The organism is Nocardia sp. NPDC059154, from assembly GCF_042755705.1.
GTDB lineage: Bacteria > Actinomycetota > Actinomycetes > Mycobacteriales > Mycobacteriaceae > Nocardia.
The window spans coordinates 30,273-51,931 of record NZ_JBHZCS010000016.1; the positions used below are offsets into that span (position 1 = coordinate 30,273).

Sequence of the window (21,659 nt, forward strand, 5' to 3'; positions counted from 1 at the left end):
CAGGGGTGTCATAGGTGGGTTCTCTGTCGGTCGTACCAGTAGGATGGGGGAGTAACTAGCGGCGATACCTCCCGGCGCGTTCCGCAGCGCCCGCGCGTGAGCCCCCGTAATTCTCGAGCAGACAGCGTCTGGGTACTCGAGCAGACAGCGTCTGAGGGCTCCACGTGTGCCATGCACTGTGCCGGGAGGATCAGCAAGTAAGGAGAGCTACCCACCAGTGGCTGCCATGGACTCCAACGCAGAAGGCTCGACCAAACAGGGCAATCAGTCGTACAGCGCGACCTCGATCACGGTGCTCGAGGGGCTGGAGGCGGTACGCAAGCGCCCCGGTATGTACATCGGCTCCACCGGTGAGCGCGGCCTGCACCATCTGATCTGGGAGGTCGTCGACAACTCGGTCGATGAGGCGATGGCCGGGTATGCGACGCGTGTCGATGTCACCCTGCTGGCCGACGGCGGTGTCGAGGTCGTCGACGACGGTCGTGGTATCCCCACCGATATGCATGCGCAGGGTGTGCCGACCATCGAGGTGGTCATGACCCAGCTGCACGCCGGCGGCAAGTTCGACGGTGAGTCCTATGCGGTGTCGGGTGGTCTGCACGGTGTCGGCATCTCCGTGGTGAACGCGCTGTCCACCCGCCTCGAGGCCGAGGTGAACTACGGCGGGTACCACTGGACCCAGGAGTACAAGGACGCCAAGCCCGGCAAGCTGATCCAGGGCGAGTCGACCAGGAAGACCGGCACCACCATCCGGTTCTTCCCGGACCCGGACATCTTCGAGACCACCACCTTCAGCTTCGAGACGGTCGCCCGCCGCCTGCAGGAGATGGCGTTCCTGAACAAGGGCCTCACCATCACGCTGACCGATCAGCGGATCCACGAGGGCGACATCACCGACGAGGTGGTGAGCGAAACCGCCGAGGCGCCCAAGCACCTCGACGAGAACGCGCCCGCCGCCGAGCCGAAGACGAAGACCCGCACCTATCACTACCCGGGCGGTCTCGAGGACTACGTCCGGCACATCAACCGGACCAAGACGCCGATCCACAACTCGATCGTCGGCTTCACCGGCAAGGGCACCGGCCACGAGGTCGAGGTCGCGATGCAGTGGAACTCGGGCTACTCCGAGTCCGTCCACACCTTCGCCAACACCATCAACACCCACGAGGGCGGCACCCACGAGGAGGGCTTCCGCGCGGCGCTCACCACGGTGGTGAACAAGTACGCGAAGGACAAGAAGCTCCTCAAGGAGAAGGAAGGCAACCTCACCGGTGACGACATCCGTGAGGGTCTCGCCGCCATCGTGAGCGTGAAGATCGCCGACCCGCAGTTCGAGGGCCAGACCAAGACCAAGCTCGGCAATACCGAGGTGAAGTCCTTCGTCCAGCGCACCTGCAACGAGCACATCTCGCACTGGTTCGAGGCGAACCCGGCCGATGCGAAGACGATTGTGCAGAAGGCGGTTTCGTCGGCGCAGGCGCGGGTCGCGGCCCGAAAGGCGCGTGAGCTGGTGCGCCGCAAGTCGGCCACCGATATCGGCGGTCTGCCGGGCAAGCTGGCCGACTGCCGCTCGAAGGATCCGAGCAAGTCCGAGATCTACATCGTGGAGGGTGACTCCGCCGGTGGTTCGGCCAAGTCCGGCCGCGATTCGATGTACCAGGCGATCCTGCCGCTGCGCGGCAAGATCATCAATGTGGAGAAGGCGCGCATCGACCGCGTGCTGAAGAACACCGAAGTGCAGTCCATCATCACGGCCTTCGGCACCGGCATCCACGACGAGTTCGACATCGCCAAGCTGCGCTATCACAAGATCGTGCTGATGGCCGACGCCGACGTCGACGGCCAGCACATCTCGACGCTGCTGCTGACCCTGCTGTTCCGCTTCATGCGCCCGCTGGTCGAGCACGGTCACGTGTATCTGGCCATGCCGCCGCTGTACAAACTGAAGTGGCAGCGGTCCGAGCCGGAGTTCGCTTACTCGGACAAGGAGCGCGACGGTCTGCTGGAGCGCGGCCTGGCGGCCGGTAAGAAGATCAACAAGGACGACGGCATCCAGCGCTACAAGGGTCTCGGTGAGATGAACCCGAAGGAGCTGTGGGAGACCACCATGGATCCGACCGTGCGCGTCCTGCGTCTGGTCACGCTCGATGACGCGGCCGCGGCCGATGAGCTGTTCTCGATCCTCATGGGTGAGGACGTGGAGGCTCGCCGCAGCTTCATCACTCGGAACGCCAAGGACGTCCGGTTCCTCGACGTGTAATTCGCGACAGCGGAGGCCTTTTCGGCCTCCGCGTGCGCGCCGCGAGGACCACCCCTACTTCTGACGGAGACCTGATCCATGACTGAGACTTCGCTTCCGCCCTCGGGTGGCGACCGCATCGAGCCGGTCGACATCCAGCAGGAGATGCAGAACTCCTACATCGACTACGCCATGAGCGTGATCGTGGGCCGCGCGCTGCCGGAGGTGCGCGACGGCCTGAAGCCGGTGCACCGCCGCATCCTCTACGCGATGTACGACAACGGGTATCGGCCCGACCGCGGCTACGTGAAGTCCGCGCGCCCGGTCGCCGACACCATGGGTAACTACCACCCGCACGGTGACACCGCGATCTACGACACCCTGGTGCGCATGGCGCAGCCGTGGGCGCTGCGCTACCCGCTGGTCGACGGCCAGGGCAACTTCGGTTCCCGCGGCAACGACGGCGCGGCCGCCATGCGTTACACGGAGTGCCGCCTGACGCCGCTGGCCATGGAGATGCTGCGCGAGATCGACCACGAGACGGTCGATTTCATCCCGAACTACGACGGTAAGACGCAGGAGCCGACCGTTCTGCCGAGCCGGGTGCCCGCCCTGCTCATGAACGGCTCCAACGGCATCGCCGTCGGCATGGCGACGAACATCCCGCCGCACAACCTGAACGAGCTGGCCGAGGCCATCTACTGGGCGCTGGACAACCACGACGCCGACGAGGAGACCACCCTCGCCGCGTGCATCGAGCGCGTGAAGGGCCCGGACTTCCCGACCGCCGGCCTGATCGTGGGCACCCAGGGCATCATCGACGCCTACACCACCGGGCGCGGTTCGGTCCGCATGCGCGGTGTGGTGGAGATCGAGGAGGACAACCGGGGTCGCACCACGATCGTCATCACCGAGCTGCCGTACCAGGTCAATACCGACAACTTCATCAACGCCATCGCCGAGCAGGTGAAGGACGGCAAGATCGCGGGTGTCTCCGACATCCACGACGAGTCGTCCGACCGTGTCGGTCTGCGCATCGTCATCACGGTGAAGCGCGACGCCATCGCCAAGGTGGTGCTGAACAACCTTTACAAGCACACCCAGTTGCAGACCTCCTTCGGCTGCAACATGCTCTCGATCGTCGACAAGGTGCCGCGCACTCTGCGCCTGGATCAGATGATCCGGCTGTATGTGAACCACCAGTTGGAAGTGATCATCCGGCGCACCAGGTACCTGCTGCGCAAGGCCGAGGAACGCGCTCACATCCTGCGCGGTCTGGTGAAGGCGCTCGACCAGCTGGACGCCGTGATCGCGTTGATCCGCCGCTCGGCCGACACCGAGACCGCGCGCACCGGCCTGATGCAGTTGCTGGAGATCGACGAGATCCAGGCGACCGCCATCCTCGACATGCAGCTGCGCCGCCTGTCGGCCCTGGAGCGTCAGAAGATCCTCGACGAGTTGGCCAAGATCGAGGCCGAGATCGCGGACCTCAACGACATCCTGGCCAAGCCGGAGCGGCAGCGCGCCATCGTCCGTGACGAATTGGCGGAGATCGTCGACAAGTACGGCGACGACCGCCGCACCAAGATCATCGCGGCCGACGGCGATGTGCAGGACGAGGATCTGATCGCCCGCGAGGACGTGGTCGTGACGATCACCGAGACCGGCTACGCCAAGCGCACCAAGACCGACCTCTACCGTTCGCAGAAGCGCGGCGGCAAGGGCGTGCAGGGCGCGGGTCTCAAGCAGGACGACATCGTCAAGCACTTCTTCGTCACCTCCACCCACGACTGGCTGCTGTTCTTCACCAACAAGGGCCGGGTGTACCGGGCCAAGGCGTACGAGCTGCCCGAGGCCAACCGCACCGCGCGCGGCCAGCACGTGGCGAACCTGCTCGCCTTCCAGCCGGACGAGAAGATCGCCCAGGTCATTCAGCTCAAGTCCTACGAGGACGCGCCCTATCTGGTACTGGCCACCCGCAAGGGTCTGGTCAAGAAGTCCAAGCTGACGGACTTCGATTCCAACCGGACCGGCGGCATCGTGGCGGTGAATCTGCGCGACGAGGACGAATTGGTCGGTGCGGCACTGTGTTCGGCGGACGACGATCTGCTGCTGGTGTCGGCGCACGGCCAGTCCATCCGCTTCAATGCCAATGACGAGGTGCTGCGCCCGATGGGCCGGGCCACCTCCGGCGTGCAGGGCATGCGCTTCAATACCGACGATGAACTGTTGTCGCTCAACGTCGTTCGCGACGCGGAGGGCATCTATCTGCTTGTCGCGACGGCGGGCGGGTACTCCAAGCGCACGGCCATCGACGAGTACACGGCGCAGGGTCGCGGCGGCAAGGGTGTGCTGACGATCCAGTACGACGCGAAGCGTGGCAATCTGGTCGGTGCGCTCATCGTCAATGATGATGATGAGCTGTATGCGATCACCTCCGGTGGCGGTGTCATTCGCACTGCGGCGAACCAGGTTCGCAAGGCCGGTCGCCAAACCAAGGGCGTGCGGTTGATGAACCTGGGCGAGGGCGATACTTTGCTCGCGATCGCTCGGAACGCGGATGAGCCCGACCAGGTTGCCGAAGATGACACCAGCGGTTCGGCGAAGCAGTAGTTTCACCACAGCAGCGGCGGCACAAACGGATCGAAGGATTCACCATTGACCACGAATCAGCCGAATGACCAGCGCGGTCATGCCAATGGCGTGACCGAGAGAATCGCCCCGTCCCCGATTCCGCCGCGGCCTATTCCGCGGACCGGCGGGAACGACGGCGGTGCGCCGCAATCACCTGAATTGTCGGACCACTCCGGCGATTTCGGGCCGGAAGGTAACAATTCGGCAGAGGCCGCGGCACCGGAGGCCGCGGACGCCCAGGGCGGTTCGCCCTTCCAGGAAGGCTGGTCGCAGCTGCCGCAGCGGGAGCCGCAGTCCAACCTCTACCGCCCGGGCCAGGCCCCGATGCCGGGCAGCACCGCCAGCCTCAAGGGCGGCGGTCTGCAAGGTGGCGGTCTGCAGGGCGGCGGCCTCAACGCCGGCGTCTCCAACGCCCGCACCACCGCCGATCTGGCGGCCAAGGCGGCGCGCAAGGAGGCGGCCATGGTGAAGTCCGTCGGCATCGACGGACCGACCCGCAGCATCGCCCGCCCGGAACTGGTCAAGGATCTGCCGGATCTGTCCGAGCTGCGGCACCCGCTGCCGCCGCCGGAGCCGATCGCGCCGGCCGGTCCGGTCTCGCCGTCCGCCCCCGCGGCGGTGGCGCAGGCAGCGGCCACCGGTGAGCCGCTGCGTGCCACCGTGCAGCTGCGCCACATCGACCCGTGGTCCACGCTGAAGGTCTCGCTGGTGATCAGCGTGGCCATGTTCTTCGTGTGGATGCTGGCGGTCGGCCTGCTGTACCTGGTGCTCGAGGGCATGGGTGTGTGGGAGCGCCTGAACTCCACCTTCACCGACATGGTCTCGGACAACTCCAGCTCGGCGCTCATCGACGCGGGCACGGTCTTCGGCTACGCCGGTGTGATCGGTCTCATCAATGTGGTGCTGCTGACGGCGCTGTCCACGGTCGGCGTCTTCGTCTACAACCAGTGCACCGATCTGGTCGGCGGCATCCAGGTCACCCTGGCCGATCCCGACTAGAAACCGCTGTTTCGATCCGCCGCTACGGCCGGTCCGTCCTGCCCTGTGCAGTGCGCTGACCGGCCGTTTTGGTTATCGGCGCTCCGGTACGGTAATCTTCTGCCTCGTTCGAGTCACACACTTCGAACACCCATTGAGGGCCTATAGCTCAGGCGGTTAGAGCGCTTCGCTGATAACGAAGAGGTCGGAGGTTCAAGTCCTCCTAGGCCCACTCGAAAGATCGAAAACGCCTTCCGGGAATCCCGGGAGGCTTTTTTCATTTCACGATTCGGCCACTGCGGCATCGGGATTCGACACGCACGGAATACGAAAAAGCCGCAGGTTGCGGGGCAACCTGCGGCTTTCTTCTGTGGAGCCTAGGGGAATCGAACCCCTAACCCCTGCCTTGCAAAGGCAGTGCTCTGCCAATTGAGCTAAGGCCCCAGACCTGCACGAAGGTACATGTCGGAGTTGACCCAGGTCAAACAGCGTGCTCAGTCGCCTGCCGGTTGGTGCTCGGGGCAGTTGACGCGGAGGTCGCGCGGCGGGAGCGGCTGCTGGAGCAGGTCGCAGCGGGGCGTGCCCGCATCGCCCGGGCGGTAGAAGCGGCAGGTGGTGCAGGTGCGGGCCACCTGCACCACCCCGGCCCGGAGCAGCCCGGCTATCAGGTCGAGCAGGGTACGCAGGGTCTGATCCTGTTGTGCGCCCGGCAGATCCGCGACGCAGGCGCGCAACACGTCGTCCGCGGCGCGGATCTCGGCGGCCAGTTCGGCGCCGTCGGGGGTGAGGACGATGGCGCTGCGCCGGCGGTCGCCCGGGGTGGGCTGCCGGGCCACCTGACCCTTGCGTTCCAGCGCCAGCAGCGAATCCGACACCGTGGGCTGGCTGACCCCGAGTTCGGCCGCCAGCAGCCCGGTGAGGGGTTCCGGCGGCGGGCCGTCGGCGAGGGTGCGCAGCAGTTCGAGTTGCAGGGGCGTCAGGCCGGTGCGGGAGGCGATGGCCTGACGGTGGGCGCGGACGCCGCGGGCGATCCGGTCCAATGCCGCGACCACCTTGTCCGCGACCTCGTTGTCGTCTCCCGCACTCACCACAGGTCAGGACTGTACGGCCTGGCCCACAGCACCGCCGACAGGGTGATCGCCTTGAACCAGGCGTGATACATGACATCGACCTCGGCGGCGGGTGCGCCGGTCGCGCCCAGGAAGTCGCGGACCGTCACGGTGATCGGCACGATGAGGGCGAGTAGATGCCGCAGGGGGATGTGGGTGGCGGGCGAGTCCACCCCATCGGTGCGGTTCTTGCCGGAGGTGTGGTGCCGGCGCGCGATCTCCTCTTGATAGGCCAGCCAGTTCGCGTCGTACTCGCGGGTGCACACATCGGCGATCCACTGCCCGAACCGGGCCCGCACGGCGGCCAGGTAGGCCGGATCGGGTTGCCCGTCGGCGCCGGCGAAGGCGGCGACCAGATGGCTGTTCGCGCCGACGAATCCGTACCAGACGTCGAGGATTCGATCGGTCTGCGGCACCAGGATCTCCCCGGCGCGCCGCAGGGCCGCGGCATCCTCGGCGCTCCACAGCAGCGACCGCTGGAGTTCGGCGAGCTCGTCGAGCGAGATCGGGGAGGGCGTGAGATTCGGGCTGTCGTAGGTGTATCCGGCGGGAGCTGGGATCGTCATGCCGAAAACCATAGGAGTCCTATGTTTGTTCGTCAAGACTCCGCCACGTAGGGTGGGAGACATGAAATTCGTCCTCACCCTCGTTGTGATCGCCGCCGTTGTCTTCGGAATCAGCAAGCTGCGTCAGCGCAATGACGCCGACCTCTGGCACGAGGTCACCACCCGCTGAAAACCGCTGGCGGTGTGCCGATTTCGTCAACCTGAGGACGAAATCGGCACACCGTTCGCCGGATGCCCACGCCGGCCACCGAAAGACGCACCCGCGCAGGCGATCTGGCGGCGGCTGCTCGCGCATCGCACACCGGCCACCGTCGGACAGGATCCGCACAGTGGTGGTCTTGCCCGCGCCGTTCGGTCCGGGCGGCCGCGGTTTCACGCGGTGGCGGGGCGGTGGAACCGATCGGGAAGTTCGGGGCTGTGACACGAAACAAGCCGGGGTTTTCCGGTCGATTCACGCCGTAAGGTCGAAGTATGGCGCCCACTGAGATGTCCGAACTGGTGCAGTCCGTGGTGGAGCCCTATCTGCTGAGCGGGCCGCGCAAGTACAACCGGCACCAGGTGTCGGACCTGACCGGGCTGCCCAACAGCGTCACCCGGCGGCTGTGGGTGGCGCTCGGTTTCCCGGCCGACCCGGACGACGAGGCCGTGGAGTACGGCGACTCCGATGTCGAGGCCGCCCGGACCTTCGCCAAACTGCACGTGCTGGCCTCCGCGGACGTGCACCGGCAGACCACCGCGGCGCGCACGCTGGGCCGGTCCATGGCCCGGCTGGCCGAGTGGCAGGTCGATCTGGTGACCGAGGAGATCCTGGATCGCCTCGCCACCATCACCCGCGAGCGGCCGGACATCGATCCCACCGAGGCCGCGCGCATCGCCACCGACGAGGTGGTCACCGAGTTCGAGACGTTGCAGCGCTACGCCTTCCGCCGGCACCTGGACGCCGCGCTGGCGCGGTCCCTGGACGGGGGAGCGGTGGCCGGAGACACGCTGCGCGAGCTGGCCGTCGGATTCGCCGACATGGTCGGATACACCCGCCTGACCCGTCACCTGGAGGCCGATGAGCTGTCGGCGCTGCTGGAGGCCTTCGAGACGGCCACCAGCAATGCGATCGTGGCCAACGGCGGCTGGGTGATCAAGAACGTCGGTGACGAAGTCATGTTCGCGGCGAACACCGCCGCCGAGGGCGCGCGCATCGCGCTGGCCGTGCAGGAGGCCGCCATCGCCTCGCACGGCGTCACCCAGGAACTGCGGGTGGGTCTGGCCTACGGCGAGGTCCTGCAACGCTTCGGCGACCTCTACGGCTCGGTGGTGAATACCGCCGCGCGGCTCACCGGTGTGGCCCGGCCGGGCACGGTGCTGGTCGACGACGGCGCGGCGGCGTCGATCGAGACCGACCCGGAATTCATGCTGCGGCATCTGGCCACGGTGCGGGTGAAGGGCATCAACCGGTTGTACGGGCATGTGCTGCGCCGCAATGAGATTCGGCCATTGGTCTGAGCGGTTCCGCTGCCGGACGGTGATTCCGCCGCCGGGCGAACCTACTCCGGGAATAGGGGCGGGCCTCGGCGAAGGGGGGGAGTTAGCCGAGGCCCGCGTAAGGTCGGCCCGGGGGGGAGGGGCCGACGGGAACGATCCTACGCGACGAATTCGGATTGTGTGGCTATCGGGGGCCCGCGTTCCAAGTTTTTTTCGCGGAAAAAATGTCGTACCCGGGTGCGACCATGGCGGCGTGACCGAAATGCGCCCTTCGCCGAAATCGATTCGAGTAGTGCACTACTCGCGATCGTGGCCGGTGTCTGGGCGGATCATCGAATCGGTCGCATCCCGTACCGGCAACCCCGAGCACCGCCGGACCCCCAACGGGATGCGGCCTCTTTGGTGTAATGGCAGTCAAGAGTCGTTGCGGCAGACCAACCACGAGACACCAGGAGCATCATGCCCGACGCGATAGTCGCCGAGGGTCTGGTCAAGAGGTACGGCCATCTGGTCGCCCTCGACGGCCTGGACCTGTCCGTTCCCGAAGGCACCGTGACCGCCTTGCTCGGCCCCAATGGCGCGGGCAAGACCACCACCGTGCGCGTGTTCACCACCCTGCTGATCCCGGACGCGGGCCACGCCACCGTCGCCGGGGTGGACGTACTGAAGGACCCGCAGCTGCTGCGCTCCCGTATCGGCACCTCGGGGCAGTACGCGGCCGTCGACGAATATCTCACCGGCTTCGAGAATCTGGAGATGGTCGGGCGGCTGTACCACATGGGCGTGCAGCGCAGTAAGGAGCGCGCCCGCGAGCTGCTGGACCGCTTCCGGCTCGCCGACGCGGCCGACCGGCCGGTGAAGGGCTACTCCGGCGGCATGCGGCGGCGGCTCGACCTGGCCGGCGCGCTGGTGGCGAATCCGCCGGTGCTGTTCCTGGACGAACCCACCACGGGCCTGGATCCCCGTGCGCGCCTGGATCTCTGGGATGTCATCGAGGAGCTGGTGGCGGGCGGCACCACGCTGCTGCTGACCACCCAGCACCTGGAGGAGGCCGACCGGCTGGCCGATTCCATCGCCGTCATCGACCACGGCCGGGTCATCGCCAAGGGCACCTCCGACGAGCTCAAGGCCATGGTGGGCGGCGACCGTATCGAGCTCGTCGTCGACCATGCCGACAATCTGGCCATCGCACAGCAGGCGCTGGAAGGCTTGGCGCGCGGGGAGATTCGCCTCGAACCCGGCCTGCGACGCATCATCGTGCCGGTCGAGGACGGCTCGCAGGCCCTGGTGGACGCCATCGGGCAACTCGCGAAACACGAAGTGCGCATTCATGATGTGGGTCTGCGCCGACCCTCTCTGGATGACGTGTTCCTGTCGCTGACCGGGCACGAGGCCGAGGAGCTGGTCAACGGAAATCGTTCCGCCGACGAGCACACGGGGGGTGGTGCCCGATGAGCGCCATCCTCGCCGTCGCCGAGAAGCCCTCGCTCGCACAGCGACTCGCCATGGTCGTCAGCGACAGCCTGACCATCACCAAGCGCAATGTCATCAAGATTCGGCGCGTGCCGGACGTGCTGGTCTTCTCGACCCTGGCACCGATCATGTTCGTGCTGTTGTTCGCCTACGTCTTCGGCTCGGCGATCACCGTGCAGGGCACGTCCTACCGGGAATTCCTGATCGCCGGCATCTTCGCCCAGACCGTGGTGTTCGGGGCCACCTATACCGGTCTGAGCCTGGCCGAGGACATGCAGAAGGGCATCATCGACCGCTTCCGCTCGCTGCCCATGGCACCGTCCGCGGTGCTGATCGGCCGCACCGCGGCGGACATGGTGATGAATGTGGTCAGCCTGATCGTCATGTCGCTGACCGGCCTGGTGGTGGGATGGCGGATCCGCGGCTCCCTCCTCGACGCCGTGCTCGCGTATGTCCTGCTGCTGCTGTTCGCCTACGCGATGTCGTGGATCCTGGCCACGATCGGCCTGATCGTGCGGGCGCCGGAGGTGTACAACAATGCCAACTTCATGGTGATCTTCCCGCTCACCTTCATTGCCAACACCTTCGTGCCCACCGCCAACCTGCCCACGGTGCTTCGTGTCGTGGCGGAGTGGAATCCGGTGTCGGCGGTGACGCAGGCGACCCGCGACCTGTTCGGCAACACCAGCCCGATGGGGCTGAGCGCGGATGTCTGGCCCATGCGGCACCCGGTCGCGACCACCCTGATGTGGATCGTGGTGATTCTCGCGATCTTCGTGCCGCTGGCGCTGAATCAGTACAAACGGTCGGTGAGCCGCTGACCCGTCGGCCGATGCCGCCGACCCGTCAGTGGGTCGGCGTCAGGTCCGGAGTCGGCGCCGAGCCGTTGCGCGAGTAGCCCAGGCGCGGCGGCTCCGCGGCCGGCGCCTGCGGCTGCGGGCGCTTGCTCACGAAGAACGCGATGACGCCGCCCGCAATCGCGACGAGGGCGGCCACAATGACCTTGTTACGAACGCTCCCCAGCTCCATCCGACCATGCTGGCACAGCAATGGAATTCGTGCACGAACGGGGGAGCGAACGCGGTTACTCGACGGTAACGCTCTTGGCCAGATTGCGGGGCTTGTCCACGTCCCGGCCCAGCGCCATGGCCGTGTGATAGGCCAGCAGCTGCAGCGGGATGGTCAGGATGATCGCATCCAGCTCCGGGCACACCGCCGGGACCCGGATCACCGCGTCCGCCAGGCCGTCCGGCAGATCGGTATTGGTGACCGCGATGACCGGCCCGCCGCGCGCCTTGATCTGCTCGATGGTGGTGATGTTCTTGGCCAGCAGCTCGTCGCCGGGGACCAGCACGATGCTCGGCATCTCCGGGTCGATCAGCGCCAGCGGGCCGTGCTTGAGCTCGGAGCCCTGGTACGCCTCGGCGTGAATGTAGGAGATCTCCTTGAGCTTCTGCGCGCCCTCGCGCGCCACCGGCCAGGCGCGCACCCGGCCGATGAAGAACATGCTGCGCGCCTTGGCGAATCGGGACGCGATATCCGCGATCTCCTCGTCGGCGGCCAGCACCGCGTCGATCGCGTCGGGCAGGGCGCGCAGGCCGCTGACGATGCGCTCACCGCCGGCCGCGGACAGATCCCGCACCCGGCCCAGCAGCAGCGCCAGCATGGCGAACGACACCGTCATATTGGTGAGCGCCTTGGTGGAGGCCACCGACACCTCCGGGCCCGCGTGCAGGAACACGCCCGCACCGCACTCCCGGGCGATGGCGCTGCCGACCACGTTCACCGCGCCGATCACCCGGCCGCCCTTGCGCTGCAATTCCTGAACGGCCGCAAGGGTATCCAGGGTCTCGCCGGACTGGCTGATGGCCACGTACAGGGCGTCCGGGTCCACCACCGGATTGCGGTAGCGGAACTCCGAGGCGGGCTCGGCGGTGGCCGGAATCCGGGCCAGCTCCTCGACCAGCTGCGCGCCCAGCTGGCCCGCGTAGTAGGCCGAGCCGCAGCCCAGGAACACCACCTTGCTGATGCCGCGCAACTCGCGCGCGTCCATATTGAGGCCACCCAGGTGGGCGGTGGCGAATCGTTCGTCCAGGCGGCCGCGGAGCGCCCGGCGAACGGCGTCGGGCTGTTCGGCCATTTCCTTGCGCATGAAGTCCGGGTACCTGCCCAGCGCGTAGTCCTCGGCTGCCATGTCGATGGTGGTGGGGATCTTGTCGGTGCGGCGCGCCTCGAGACCGAGTGTGCTGGTGCGGAATTCGCCCGCGCGCACGGTGGCCAGCTCGCCGTCGTCGAGGAACACCACGCGCTGGGTGTGGTGCACCAGGGCGGCCACATCGGAGGCCACGAACATCTCGCCGTCGCCGACGCCGAGCACGATGGGGGAGCCGTTGCGGGCCACCACCAGCTCGTCGGGCCGGCGGGCGTCGAGCACCAGCAGGCCGTAGGTGCCCTCGACCCGGTGCAGTGCGGTGCGGACCGCGTCCTCGAGCGTCTCGGCCCCGTCCAGGGCGGCGGCCACCAGGTGCACGATGGCCTCGGTATCGGTGTCGGAGACGAATTCCACCCCGTCGGCGGTCAGCGCGGCGCGCAGTTCCTCGGCGTTCTCCACAATGCCGTTGTGCACGACCGCGATCCGGCCGGAGCCGTCGGTGTGCGGGTGGGCGTTCGCGTCGGAGGGCTCGCCGTGGGTGGCCCAGCGGGTGTGCGCGATGCCCACATTGCCGCGCAGCCGGGCGCCCTCGGCGTCGGCCCGATCACGCAGGTCCTGGACCCGGCCCTGGGTCTTGGTGACCCGCAGCCGACCGCGGTGCGGCACGGCCAGTCCCGCGGAGTCGTAGCCCCGGTACTCGAGCCGGTGCAGGCCCTCCAGCAGGACCGGGACGGCCTCACGGTGCCCGATGTAACCGACGATTCCACACATTGCGCGAAGGACTCCTCACCCGTAGACGATGCGACGCAGTTGTCGTTCGGTGAAGTCGGGGGCGGCCACCGGGCGCTGCGCGAGCTCCGCCGCCAAGCGCTGCCAGATCTCGGCATTGCGGACCTGACGGCCCTGCAGTTCGGCATGTCTGCGGCGCACGAACTGCTCGGCGGTCTCGTCGAAGTATCCGACGACGTCGGCGACCACGCGGGCCGCGACGGCGGGCGGCAGGCCGGTGGAGGCCGCTACATGGCGCACCAGATCGACCGGAACCCCGTCATTCACCCGACAGAACTTGCCATGCCGACGCCGTTTTTGCCACTTTTGTGCCCGAAAACGGGCAGATTTGACCGTGACGACTGATTTCGCAACTTTCGGGGTAACTCGCCGGGTACCCCCGGAATTGTTTCGGCGCCCAACCGCCGGCACGGGTGCGCTACGCCGACGCCTCTGAGCCGCCCGCTGAAGTCCCGGGGAGGCGGGGGAGCGTGCCGATTCCGGGCGGGTTCCGGGCCTGCGCCTAGGCTGGCGGGCGTGACCTCACCGAATCAGACCGCCGTGGCGACGCTGCACACCAGCCACGGTGACATCAAGATCTCGCTCTTCGGTAACCACGCCCCCGCCACGGTCCGCAACTTCCTCGGCCTGGCCGACGGTTCCGCGCCGTACACCACGAAGAACGCCTCCGGCACCGACTCCGGACCGTTCTACGACGGCGCGATCTTCCACCGCGTGATCGACGGATTCATGATTCAGGGCGGCGACCCCACCGGCACCGGCCGCGGCGGTCCCGGCTACGAGTTCAAGGACGAATTCCACCCGGAACTGCGGTTCACCCGCGGCTACCTGCTGGCCATGGCCAATGCCGGGCCGGGCACCAACGGCTCCCAGTTCTTCATCACCCTGGGCCCGCAGCCGCACCTGAACCGCAAGCACACCATCTTCGGTGAGGTCCTCGACCCCGAATCCCGCAAGGTGGTCGACGCCATCGCCGACCTGCCCACCGATCGCAACGACCGGCCCAAGGACGGCGACGTCGTGATCAACAGCATCACCATCTCCTGACACCGGCCGAATCAGGCCAGAGCCGAAGAGAACTCACATGCAACCCCAGCCGCCCGCGCCGACCTGCTACCGCCACCCCGACCGGCCCACCGGTCTGGCCTGCACCCGGTGCGGGCGCTCGGCCTGTCCCGAATGCCTCACCCCGGCCGCGGTCGGACAGCACTGCGTGGAGTGTGTCCAGCAGGGCCGCAACGATGTCCGGCCGGTCCGCAATGCCGCCGGGACAGCGGTGTCGCGGATACCCAACCCGTACGTCACCTACTCGCTGATCGCGATCAATGTGACCGTCTACGCGGTCACCGCGCTCCAGGCCCACAGCCTGATGGACAACCAGCGGTCGCGGCTGTTCTACGACTGGGTGCTGGTGCCCGCCTTCGTCGGCGACGGCGGCTGGGCGCGGGTGCTGGGTTCGGGCTTCCTGCACTACGGGCCGATTCACCTGCTGGCCAATATGTTCGCGCTCTACGTGCTCGGCCCGTACTGCGAAGTGGCGCTGGGCCGTGGGCGATTCGTGGCCGTCTACCTGGCCTCGCTGCTCGGCGGTTCGGCGGCGGTGACCGCGCTGTCGGATCCGCTCACCGCCTCGGCGGGCGCGTCGGGCGCGATCTTCGGCATCTTCGGCGCGGTGGCCGTGATCATGCTGCGCACCCGGCAGAACCTCACCCAGATCGCGGTGCTGCTGGTGATCAACCTGATCATCACCTTCTCGGTGCCCGGCATCTCGATCTGGGCGCACCTGGGCGGACTGCTGGCGGGCACGGTCGCCACCACCGGCATCCTCTACGTGCCGCGCTGGCTGGGGATTCGGCAGACCCGCACGGCGCTGAACATCGGCTGGGCGGCGGTGGCGATGGTGGCGCTGCTCGCGGTAGTGGCGACGGTGCTGGCCGTGCCGAGCCTCTAGCGCGCCAGGTGAATACGCAGCACCTCGAGGACATCCTCGGGGTGCGCGCCCAGATCCCAGCGGCCCAGGATCAGCAGCTTCTCCTCGCCGCGGTGATCCACATCCATCTCCAGCATGGGCATCCGCCGGCCGAGTCGCCGGTAGTACACCACGCGGACGCGCAGGATCTGCTGGGGCGTGTAGCGCTGCGGCCCGGTCAGGCCGCGCACCACGATATGCACAGGGTCACCGGGCTCGATCGCCAGGCGCGGCCGCTGCCGCAACCCCATGCCGGTGAGGAAGAGCAGTCCCAGCGCGGCCACTCCGATGAGCAGGCGGCCGGGCGCATCGTTCGTCACGAAGGCGGCCACGACCAGCGCGATGCCGCCCACGCCGCAGGCCGCGAGCGCGGCCGGGGGTGTGGACCAGGCGAGATGGGAGGAGGGATCGGGGGCTGTCACCGTCCCCACTCCCTCCTCGAGTTGTCCACAGGCTCATCCACAGGTGTGTATGAATAACAATGGTGTAAGCCACACATGTGCTGGACTCAGCGCCAGCGCATGGTCATGATCAGGCCGACGACCATCAGGCCGAACCCGATCAGGAAGTTCCACGCGCCCAGGTCGCTCATCCAGCCGATGTGCTCGTTCGCCAGGTAGTAGACGAGCAGCCAGGCCAGGCCGGCCAGCATGAAGCCCAGCATGATGGCGACGTACCAGACCGGCGACGGACCTGCCGATTTCACGCGTACGGGCGTGCGGCTGGCCGGGTTGATCGTGTAGTCGGTCTTCTTCCGGACCTTTGACTTAGGCATGACGTCCTCGTATTCGGCGTTCTGTCTGCATAGACATTATCCCGGCAACCCCGTGGAAAGTGTCGTTGGGAGTGCCCGGTCGATTGTGGCGACACGGTTCGGCGGTATTGCGTGCGACGGCACGCGCCGCGCCAACTACTCTCGAATCATGCGTGTACTGGTCGTCGACAACTACGACAGCTTCGTGTTCAACCTGGTTCAGTATCTCGGACAGCTGGGTGTGGATGCCGAGGTCTGGCGCAACGACGATGATCGGCTCGCCGATGTGGACAAGGTTGTGCAGGACTACGACGGGGTGCTGATCAGCCCCGGGCCCGGCACCCCCGATCGCGCCGGTGCCAGCATCGCCCTGGTGCACGCTGCCGCCCGGCACGCCACTCCGCTGCTCGGCGTCTGCCTGGGTCATCAGGCCATCGGAGAGGCGTTCGGCGCCACCGTGACCCGTGCCCCCGAACTGTTGCACGGCAAGACCAGCGAGGTCTTCCACATCGGCGCGGGCGTGCTGGCCGGTCTGCCGGATCCGTTCATCGCCACCCGCTACCACTCGCTGACCGTCCTCGAGGAGACCATGCCGTCGGAGCTGGAGGTGTTGGGCCGCACCGAATCCGGCATCGTCATGGCCCTGCGGCATCGCGATCTGCCCATCCACGGTGTGCAGTTCCATCCCGAATCCGTGCTCACCCAGGGCGGGCACCGCATGCTCGCCAACTGGCTGGGCGTGTGCGGCGAGCGGCCGGCGGAGGGACTGGTGCAGACCCTGGAGGCGGAGGTCGCGGCACTCGCGTCATGAGGCCGCACGTCATGCTGTCGGTGGCCGTCAGCATCGACGGTTATATCGACGACACCGGTCCCGACCGGCTGCTGCTGTCCAACGCAGCCGATTTCGATCGGGTGGACGCGTTGCGCGCGGACTCCGACGCCATCCTGATCGGCGCGGAAACCCTGCGTCGCGACAATCCCCGGCTGCTGGTCAACAGTGGGGATCGGCGCCTGCAAAGGGTCGCCGCGGGCAAGCCGGAGTATCCGGTGCGCGTGATCGTCACCGCCGGTGGCGATCTCGACCCGGAACTGCGGTTCTGGCACTGCGGCGGCGAAAGACTGGTCTACACCACCGATTCCGGGGCCACCCGCATCGGTGACCGTTTGGCCGGGCTGGCCGAGGTCGTCTCCCTCGGCGCGTTGATCGAATTCGATGCCCTGCTCGATGACCTGGGCAAACGCGGCCTGGAGCGGCTCATGGTCGAGGGCGGCGGTGCCATTCACACCGGCTTCCTGTCCGCCGGTCTGGCCGACGAGATCTGGATGGCCGTGGCGCCGGTCGTGGTCGGGGATCCGGCTGCCCCGCGCTTTCTCGGGCCCGCCGCCTTCCCGGGCGGCCCCAATCACCGCATGCAGCTGGCCGATGTGGGCCGGATCGGCGATATCGCGCTGCTGCGCTATCTGCCGAAGGAGGATTCCGATGTCGGATGATGAGGCACGGCTGGATCGCGGGTGGATGCGGCACGCCATCGGCCTGGCGCGGTTGTGCTCGCACAGCGACACCGCCTTCGCGGTGGGCGCGGTGATCGTGGGTGTGGACGGGGTGGAGATCGCGCACGGCTGGTCGCGGGAGACCGACGACAAGGTGCACGCCGAGGAGTCGGCGCTGAACAAGCTGGAGCCGGACGATCCGCGGCTGCGGTCGTCCACGCTGTACAGCACGCTGGAGCCGTGCTCGCAGCGGGCGAGCCAGGATCGGCTGCCCTGTACGGATCGCATTCTCCGGGCCGGAATTCGGCGCGTGGTCATCGCCTGGCGGGAGCCGGGCACCTTCGTGGACAACTGCGTCGGGGTGGAGAAGCTGCGCGAGCACGGCGTCGAGGTGATCGAGCTGCCGGATCTGGCCGAAGAGGCCATGTCGATGAACCGTCATCTGCGACTGTAGGTTTCGCGCGCGAAGGTTTCACATGAAACACAGGGGGTTCGCGGACAGTCCGCGAACCCCCTTTTCTCACAGTGGAATCGGCATCACGGCGGGCCGAGCGAGAGCACGCCGGTCGTGATGGTCACCGTCTGGCTCTTGCCCAGCGGCGAGCCCGCGGTCGGCTGCTGGGCCAGGATGCGCCCGACCTCACCCGCGTTCAGGGTGCTCATGTTGTTCTGGCTGACCTGCCCGTTCCAGCCCTTCTGCCGCAGCATGTCCACGGCCTGGGCCGGGGTCATGCCGCGCAGGTCGGGCATGGTCAGCTGGTCGCCGCTGGAGACCTGCACGGTAATGCTGGAACCCTTGTCGGCCTGGGTGCCCGCGGGCGGATTGGTGGCGATGACCGTGCCCTTGGGCTGGTTGTTCGGCACCTCCTGCACGGTCACCTTGAAACCGGCGGTGTCCGACAGCGTCGACTGCGCGACGTCGATGGACTGGCCGACCACATCGGGCACCCGCACCTTGTCCGGGCCGGAACCGAGGGTGATGGTGACCTGCCCGTCGGAGTCGATCTTCTGCCCCGCGTCGGGGGTCTGCCCGACGATCTTGTCCTTGTCCTCGGTGCTGGACGCTTCCCGCTTCACATCCGGATTCAGCCGCAGCCCCTGGGAATTCAGCTGCTGTTCGGCCTGCTGCTGGGTGAGCCCGGCCAGTTTCGGCACCGGCACCTGCTGCGGGCCGGCCGACACCTGCAGGGTGACGGTGCTGCCCTTGTCGACCCGCGAACCGCCCAGCGGCTGCGTGGCGATCACATTGCCCTGCGCCACCTTGGGATCGTTCTTCTGCTGGATGGCGACCGTGAAACCGGCTCGCTCCAGATCCCGTTGCGCCAGTTGGTAGTTCTGATTGGCCACATCCGGCACCGCGACCTGATCCGGATGCGAGCCGGGTCCGATCAGCATCCACAGCAGACCGCCGACCGCGGCGATCGCGGCCACCGCGAGCACGGCGATCAGCGCCGTGCGCCGGCGCGGGCTCGCCTCGACGATCTCCTGCTCGGTGGTGTCGTCGCGGCGTTCGACAGTGCGGTAGCTGCGCGGCGGCGGCAGTTCGTCGTCGAAGCTGCGGTCCTCGTCGGTCATCACCATGGGCGCGGTGGGCTTCTGCCCGCCCAGCACCCGGATCAGGTCGGCGCGCATCTCGGCGGCGGTCTGGTACCGGTTGGCCGGGTTCTTGCTCATGGCCTTGAGCACGACCGAGTCGAGTTCGCGCGGCACGCCCGGATGCACCTGCGACGGCAGCCGCGGATCCTCCCGGACGTGCTGGTAGGCCACCGCGACCGGCGAGTCGCCGGTGAAAGGCGGTTCGCCGGTGAGGATCTCGTAGAGCACACAGCCCACCGAGTACACGTCCGAGCGGGCGTCCACCTGTTCGCCGCGGGCCTGCTCGGGCGAGAGGTACTGGGCGGTGCCGATGACCGCGGCCGTCTGGGTCATGGGGTTGGAGCTGTCGGCGAGGGCCCGGGCGATGCCGAAGTCCATCACCTTCACCGCGCCGGCGCGGTTGATCATGATGTTGGCGGGCTTCATGTCCCGGTGCACGATGCCGTTGCGGTGCGAGAAGTCCAGCGCCGCACACACATCCGCGATGACCTCCATGGCGCGCCGGGGCGGCAGCGGGCCCTTGCCGCGCACCAGGTCGCGCAGCGTGTCGCCGTCGACGTACTCCATGACGATGTAGGGCAGCGGGCCGCCGTCCACCTCGGCCTCGCCGGTGTCGTACACCGCCACGATGGCCGGATGGTTGAGCGCCGCCGCGTTCTGCGCCTCCCGCTTGAAGCGCAGATAGAACGTGGGGTCGCGGGCCAGGTCGGCGCGCAGCACCTTGATGGCCACATCCCGGCCGAGCCGCAGATCCCGGGCCTTGTGGACCTCGGACATGCCACCGAACCCGATGATCTCGCCCAGCTCGTAGCGGGAGGAGAGGTTCTTCGGGGTCGTCATGGCAATCCTTGCTGCGGGACTGTGGATGAATAGGGGTCGGACTCGTAGACAGGACCGCGGTTACTGCCGGGACTCACTACGCCGGGACTCATCCCGCCGGGATTCCCGCCGCCGGGACTCACTCCGCCCGGATTCGCTGGCAATGATGGTATGTCGTTGTTCGGCCAGGGCCAGCGGCCGGTGGTGGTCGGCCGTGTCGAGGTGGTGGTCTTCGGCACGGTGGTGGTCGGCGGCGCGGTCGTGGTGGGCGGTGGCGTGGTCGTCGGCTCGGGTGTGGTGGTCGGCGGCGGCTCGTAGGTGGTCACCGGGGGCGGCGGCACCGGCCGTTCCCGGGTGGTCGTGGTCTGCGGGGGCGTGGTGGTCGGTGTGATCACCGGGGGCGCCACCACCGCACTGGTGCGGGCGGGCGGCGTGGAGTCGTGCGAGGAGCTGCTCATCAGCACGATGGCGGCGGCCGCGCCCAGAATGAGCGCGCCCACGCCGAGCCCGGCGATGGCCTTCTGGCCGGCGGTGAATCGCCCGGTTTCCGGGTCTTCGGCGCCGGTGACGGTCATCGGGCCCACCGGGGTACGCGGTCCCGGCATCACGGTGGTCGCGGAGGCGGGCGGCTCGGCGACGCCGCGCATGGGCGGCGGCGCGTACCGGCTGGTGGCCTGGTCGGCCCGGGCGCCCGGAATGATCATGGTCGGTCCGGGCGGCAGCACCCGGGTGGCGCCGGTCATCGACGGCACGGCCGGAATGCCGCCGGGCGGCGTGGGTCGGCGACCCGAGCGCACCGCGGCCACCGCGTCGGCGAATTCGCCGCCATTGGTGTAGCGCTGGCCCGGATCCTTGGCCATGGTGATCTCGATGAGCTCCCGCACATTCGGCGGCAGATCGGCGGGCAGCGGCGGCGGGGCCTCCCGCACGTGCTTCATGGCCACGGTCAGCGCGCCGTCACCGGTGAACGGCCGGGCGCCCGAGAGCGCCTCGTAGCCGACCACACCCAGGGAGTACACGTCGGAGGCGGCGGTGGCGTCCTCGCCGGTGGCCTGCTCCGGTGCGATGTACTGGGCGGTGCCCATCACCATGCCGGTCTTGGTGACCGGGGAGGCGTCCACCGCCTTGGCGATGCCGAAGTCGGTGATCTTCACCTGACCGGTCGGGGTCACGAGGATATTGCCCGGCTTCACATCCCGGTGCACCACGCCCGCCAGGTGCGCGACCTGGAGCGCGCGCCCGGTCTGCTCGAGCATGTCCAGACCCTGCGCCACCGAGAGCCGGTTCAACCGCGACAGCACCGCGTTGAGCGGTTCACCCTGCACGTACTCCATGACCAGGTAGGCGATTTCGCCGCCCGACCCGTCCTGCGTCTCGCCGTAGTCGTAGATGCTCGCGATGCCCGGGTGGTTCAACTGCGCGGTGGTCCGCGCCTCGGTACGGAAGCGCTGCCGGAAGGTCGGATCGGCGGAGAACTCCGCCTTGAGCACCTTCACGGCGACCCGGCGGTCCAGCCGAGTGTCCAGCGCTTCCCAGACCTGACCCATGCCGCCGGTCGCGATCAGCCGCTGCAGCCGGTACCGGTCTGCGATCATCGCACCGTTGTTCAGCATT

At 67.8% G+C, this 21,659-nt stretch carries 21 protein-coding genes and 2 tRNA genes; 13 read left to right on the plus strand and 10 right to left on the minus strand.

From position 1 onward, the window contains the following. Positions 1 to 226 precede the first annotated feature (226 nt). From gyrB to ACFXN1_RS16120, 4 genes are all read left to right on the plus strand, one after another. Positions 227 to 2,260, plus strand: a complete 2,034-nt coding sequence (gene gyrB / locus ACFXN1_RS16105) for a DNA topoisomerase (ATP-hydrolyzing) subunit B (protein WP_379446178.1) — start codon at positions 227 to 229, stop codon at positions 2,258 to 2,260. Positions 2,261 to 2,338: 78 nt separating this feature from the next. After that, positions 2,339 to 4,852, plus strand: a complete 2,514-nt coding sequence (gene gyrA, locus ACFXN1_RS16110; protein WP_379446177.1) for a DNA gyrase subunit A — start codon at positions 2,339 to 2,341, stop codon at positions 4,850 to 4,852. A gap of 45 nt (positions 4,853 to 4,897) precedes the next feature. Continuing rightward, positions 4,898 to 5,872, plus strand: a complete 975-nt coding sequence (locus tag ACFXN1_RS16115; protein WP_379400801.1) for a DUF3566 domain-containing protein — start codon at positions 4,898 to 4,900, stop codon at positions 5,870 to 5,872. Positions 5,873 to 6,009: 137 nt separating this feature from the next. Further along, a tRNA-Ile gene (locus tag ACFXN1_RS16120) sits at positions 6,010 to 6,083 on the plus strand. 139 nt (positions 6,084 to 6,222) lie between these two features. On the opposite strand, the gene ACFXN1_RS16125 is transcribed toward ACFXN1_RS16120, so the two are convergent. The 3 genes from ACFXN1_RS16125 to ACFXN1_RS16135 all read right to left on the minus strand — a co-directional run bounded on the left by ACFXN1_RS16125 (position 6,223) and on the right by ACFXN1_RS16135 (position 7,526). Further along, positions 6,223 to 6,295 (minus strand) — tRNA-Ala (locus ACFXN1_RS16125). A 50-nt stretch (positions 6,296 to 6,345) separates the two neighbouring features. Next, positions 6,346 to 6,942, minus strand: a complete 597-nt coding sequence (locus tag ACFXN1_RS16130) for a MarR family winged helix-turn-helix transcriptional regulator (RefSeq protein WP_379392928.1) — start codon at positions 6,940 to 6,942, stop codon at positions 6,346 to 6,348. Then, positions 6,936 to 7,526, minus strand: a complete 591-nt coding sequence (locus ACFXN1_RS16135) for a protoglobin domain-containing protein (protein ID WP_379446176.1) — start codon at positions 7,524 to 7,526, stop codon at positions 6,936 to 6,938. The genes ACFXN1_RS16130 and ACFXN1_RS16135 overlap by 7 nt, the downstream gene beginning before the upstream one ends. 61 nt (positions 7,527 to 7,587) lie before the next feature. On the opposite strand from ACFXN1_RS16135, the gene ACFXN1_RS16140 reads away from it, so the two are divergent. From ACFXN1_RS16140 to ACFXN1_RS16155, 4 genes are all read left to right on the plus strand, one after another. After that, positions 7,588 to 7,695: a DLW-39 family protein gene (locus tag ACFXN1_RS16140; RefSeq protein WP_354848972.1), complete on the plus strand. Its 108-nt coding sequence runs from the start codon at positions 7,588 to 7,590 to the stop codon at positions 7,693 to 7,695. Positions 7,696 to 7,997: 302 nt separating this feature from the next. Further along, positions 7,998 to 9,023, plus strand: a complete 1,026-nt coding sequence (locus tag ACFXN1_RS16145) for an adenylate/guanylate cyclase domain-containing protein (RefSeq protein WP_379438133.1) — start codon at positions 7,998 to 8,000, stop codon at positions 9,021 to 9,023. A 438-nt stretch (positions 9,024 to 9,461) separates the two neighbouring features. Beyond that, positions 9,462 to 10,457, plus strand: coding sequence for an ATP-binding cassette domain-containing protein (locus ACFXN1_RS16150; protein WP_379438132.1), 996 nt, complete (start codon positions 9,462 to 9,464; stop codon positions 10,455 to 10,457). Next, positions 10,454 to 11,296, plus strand: a complete 843-nt coding sequence (locus tag ACFXN1_RS16155; RefSeq protein WP_379438130.1) for an ABC transporter permease — start codon at positions 10,454 to 10,456, stop codon at positions 11,294 to 11,296. Before ACFXN1_RS16150 ends, ACFXN1_RS16155 begins: the two co-directional genes overlap by 4 nt. Positions 11,297 to 11,321: 25 nt before the next feature. On the opposite strand, the gene ACFXN1_RS16160 is transcribed toward ACFXN1_RS16155, so the two are convergent. From ACFXN1_RS16160 to ACFXN1_RS16170, 3 genes are read right to left on the minus strand one after another with little or no spacing between them, the layout of a single operon-like run. Next, the gene (locus tag ACFXN1_RS16160; RefSeq protein WP_354847382.1) at positions 11,322 to 11,504 is read right to left on the minus strand and encodes a hypothetical protein; all 183 of its coding nucleotides are present in this window, start codon (positions 11,502 to 11,504) and stop codon (positions 11,322 to 11,324) included. A 55-nt stretch (positions 11,505 to 11,559) separates the two neighbouring features. Next, on the minus strand, positions 11,560 to 13,398 hold the full coding sequence (glmS, locus tag ACFXN1_RS16165) for a glutamine--fructose-6-phosphate transaminase (isomerizing) (RefSeq protein WP_379438129.1): 1,839 nt from the start codon (positions 13,396 to 13,398) through the stop codon (positions 11,560 to 11,562). Between the two features lie 15 nt (positions 13,399 to 13,413). Further along, positions 13,414 to 13,683, minus strand: coding sequence for a hypothetical protein (locus tag ACFXN1_RS16170; RefSeq protein WP_354847388.1), 270 nt, complete (start codon positions 13,681 to 13,683; stop codon positions 13,414 to 13,416). A 240-nt stretch (positions 13,684 to 13,923) separates the two neighbouring features. Here ACFXN1_RS16170 and ACFXN1_RS16175 point away from each other — a divergent pair, with 240 nt between their 5' ends. Together ACFXN1_RS16175 and ACFXN1_RS16180 are read left to right on the plus strand one after the other, a co-directional pair. Continuing rightward, complete coding sequence (locus ACFXN1_RS16175; protein WP_356996317.1) at positions 13,924 to 14,463, plus strand: peptidylprolyl isomerase; 540 nt, start codon at positions 13,924 to 13,926, stop codon at positions 14,461 to 14,463. Between the two features lie 37 nt (positions 14,464 to 14,500). Next, positions 14,501 to 15,367, plus strand: coding sequence for a rhomboid family intramembrane serine protease (locus tag ACFXN1_RS16180; protein ID WP_379438127.1), 867 nt, complete (start codon positions 14,501 to 14,503; stop codon positions 15,365 to 15,367). On the opposite strand, the gene ACFXN1_RS16185 is transcribed toward ACFXN1_RS16180, so the two are convergent. Together ACFXN1_RS16185 and crgA are read right to left on the minus strand one after the other, a co-directional pair. After that, positions 15,364 to 15,807 (minus strand): PH domain-containing protein, encoded by a 444-nt coding sequence (locus ACFXN1_RS16185; RefSeq protein WP_379392942.1) that lies wholly within the window; start codon positions 15,805 to 15,807, stop codon positions 15,364 to 15,366. The two genes, ACFXN1_RS16180 and ACFXN1_RS16185, sit on opposite strands and share 4 nt — an antisense overlap. A gap of 86 nt (positions 15,808 to 15,893) precedes the next feature. Beyond that, positions 15,894 to 16,160: a cell division protein CrgA gene (gene crgA / locus ACFXN1_RS16190; protein WP_040862582.1), complete on the minus strand. Its 267-nt coding sequence runs from the start codon at positions 16,158 to 16,160 to the stop codon at positions 15,894 to 15,896. Between the two features lie 148 nt (positions 16,161 to 16,308). On the opposite strand from crgA, the gene ACFXN1_RS16195 reads away from it, so the two are divergent. From ACFXN1_RS16195 to ACFXN1_RS16205, 3 genes are read left to right on the plus strand one after another with little or no spacing between them, the layout of a single operon-like run. Then, on the plus strand, positions 16,309 to 16,950 hold the full coding sequence (locus ACFXN1_RS16195; RefSeq protein WP_379438125.1) for an aminodeoxychorismate/anthranilate synthase component II: 642 nt from the start codon (positions 16,309 to 16,311) through the stop codon (positions 16,948 to 16,950). Further along, positions 16,947 to 17,630 carry a RibD family protein gene (locus tag ACFXN1_RS16200; RefSeq protein WP_379392944.1) on the plus strand — a complete coding sequence of 228 codons (684 nt, stop codon included), beginning with the start codon at positions 16,947 to 16,949 and terminating at the stop codon, positions 17,628 to 17,630. Before ACFXN1_RS16195 ends, ACFXN1_RS16200 begins: the two co-directional genes overlap by 4 nt. Continuing rightward, on the plus strand, positions 17,620 to 18,084 hold the full coding sequence (locus tag ACFXN1_RS16205; RefSeq protein WP_379438124.1) for a dCMP deaminase: 465 nt from the start codon (positions 17,620 to 17,622) through the stop codon (positions 18,082 to 18,084). Before ACFXN1_RS16200 ends, ACFXN1_RS16205 begins: the two co-directional genes overlap by 11 nt. An 83-nt stretch (positions 18,085 to 18,167) precedes the next feature. Here the strand turns inward: ACFXN1_RS16205 and pknB are convergent, their stop codons facing one another. Both pknB and ACFXN1_RS16215 read right to left on the minus strand, forming a co-directional pair. Continuing rightward, positions 18,168 to 20,066, minus strand: a complete 1,899-nt coding sequence (gene pknB, locus ACFXN1_RS16210; protein ID WP_354847406.1) for a Stk1 family PASTA domain-containing Ser/Thr kinase — start codon at positions 20,064 to 20,066, stop codon at positions 18,168 to 18,170. Beyond that, positions 20,063 to 21,658 (minus strand): protein kinase, encoded by a 1,596-nt coding sequence (locus ACFXN1_RS16215; RefSeq protein ID WP_379438122.1) that lies wholly within the window; start codon positions 21,656 to 21,658, stop codon positions 20,063 to 20,065. Before ACFXN1_RS16215 ends, pknB begins: the two co-directional genes overlap by 4 nt. Between the last annotated feature and the right edge of the window lies 1 nt (position 21,659).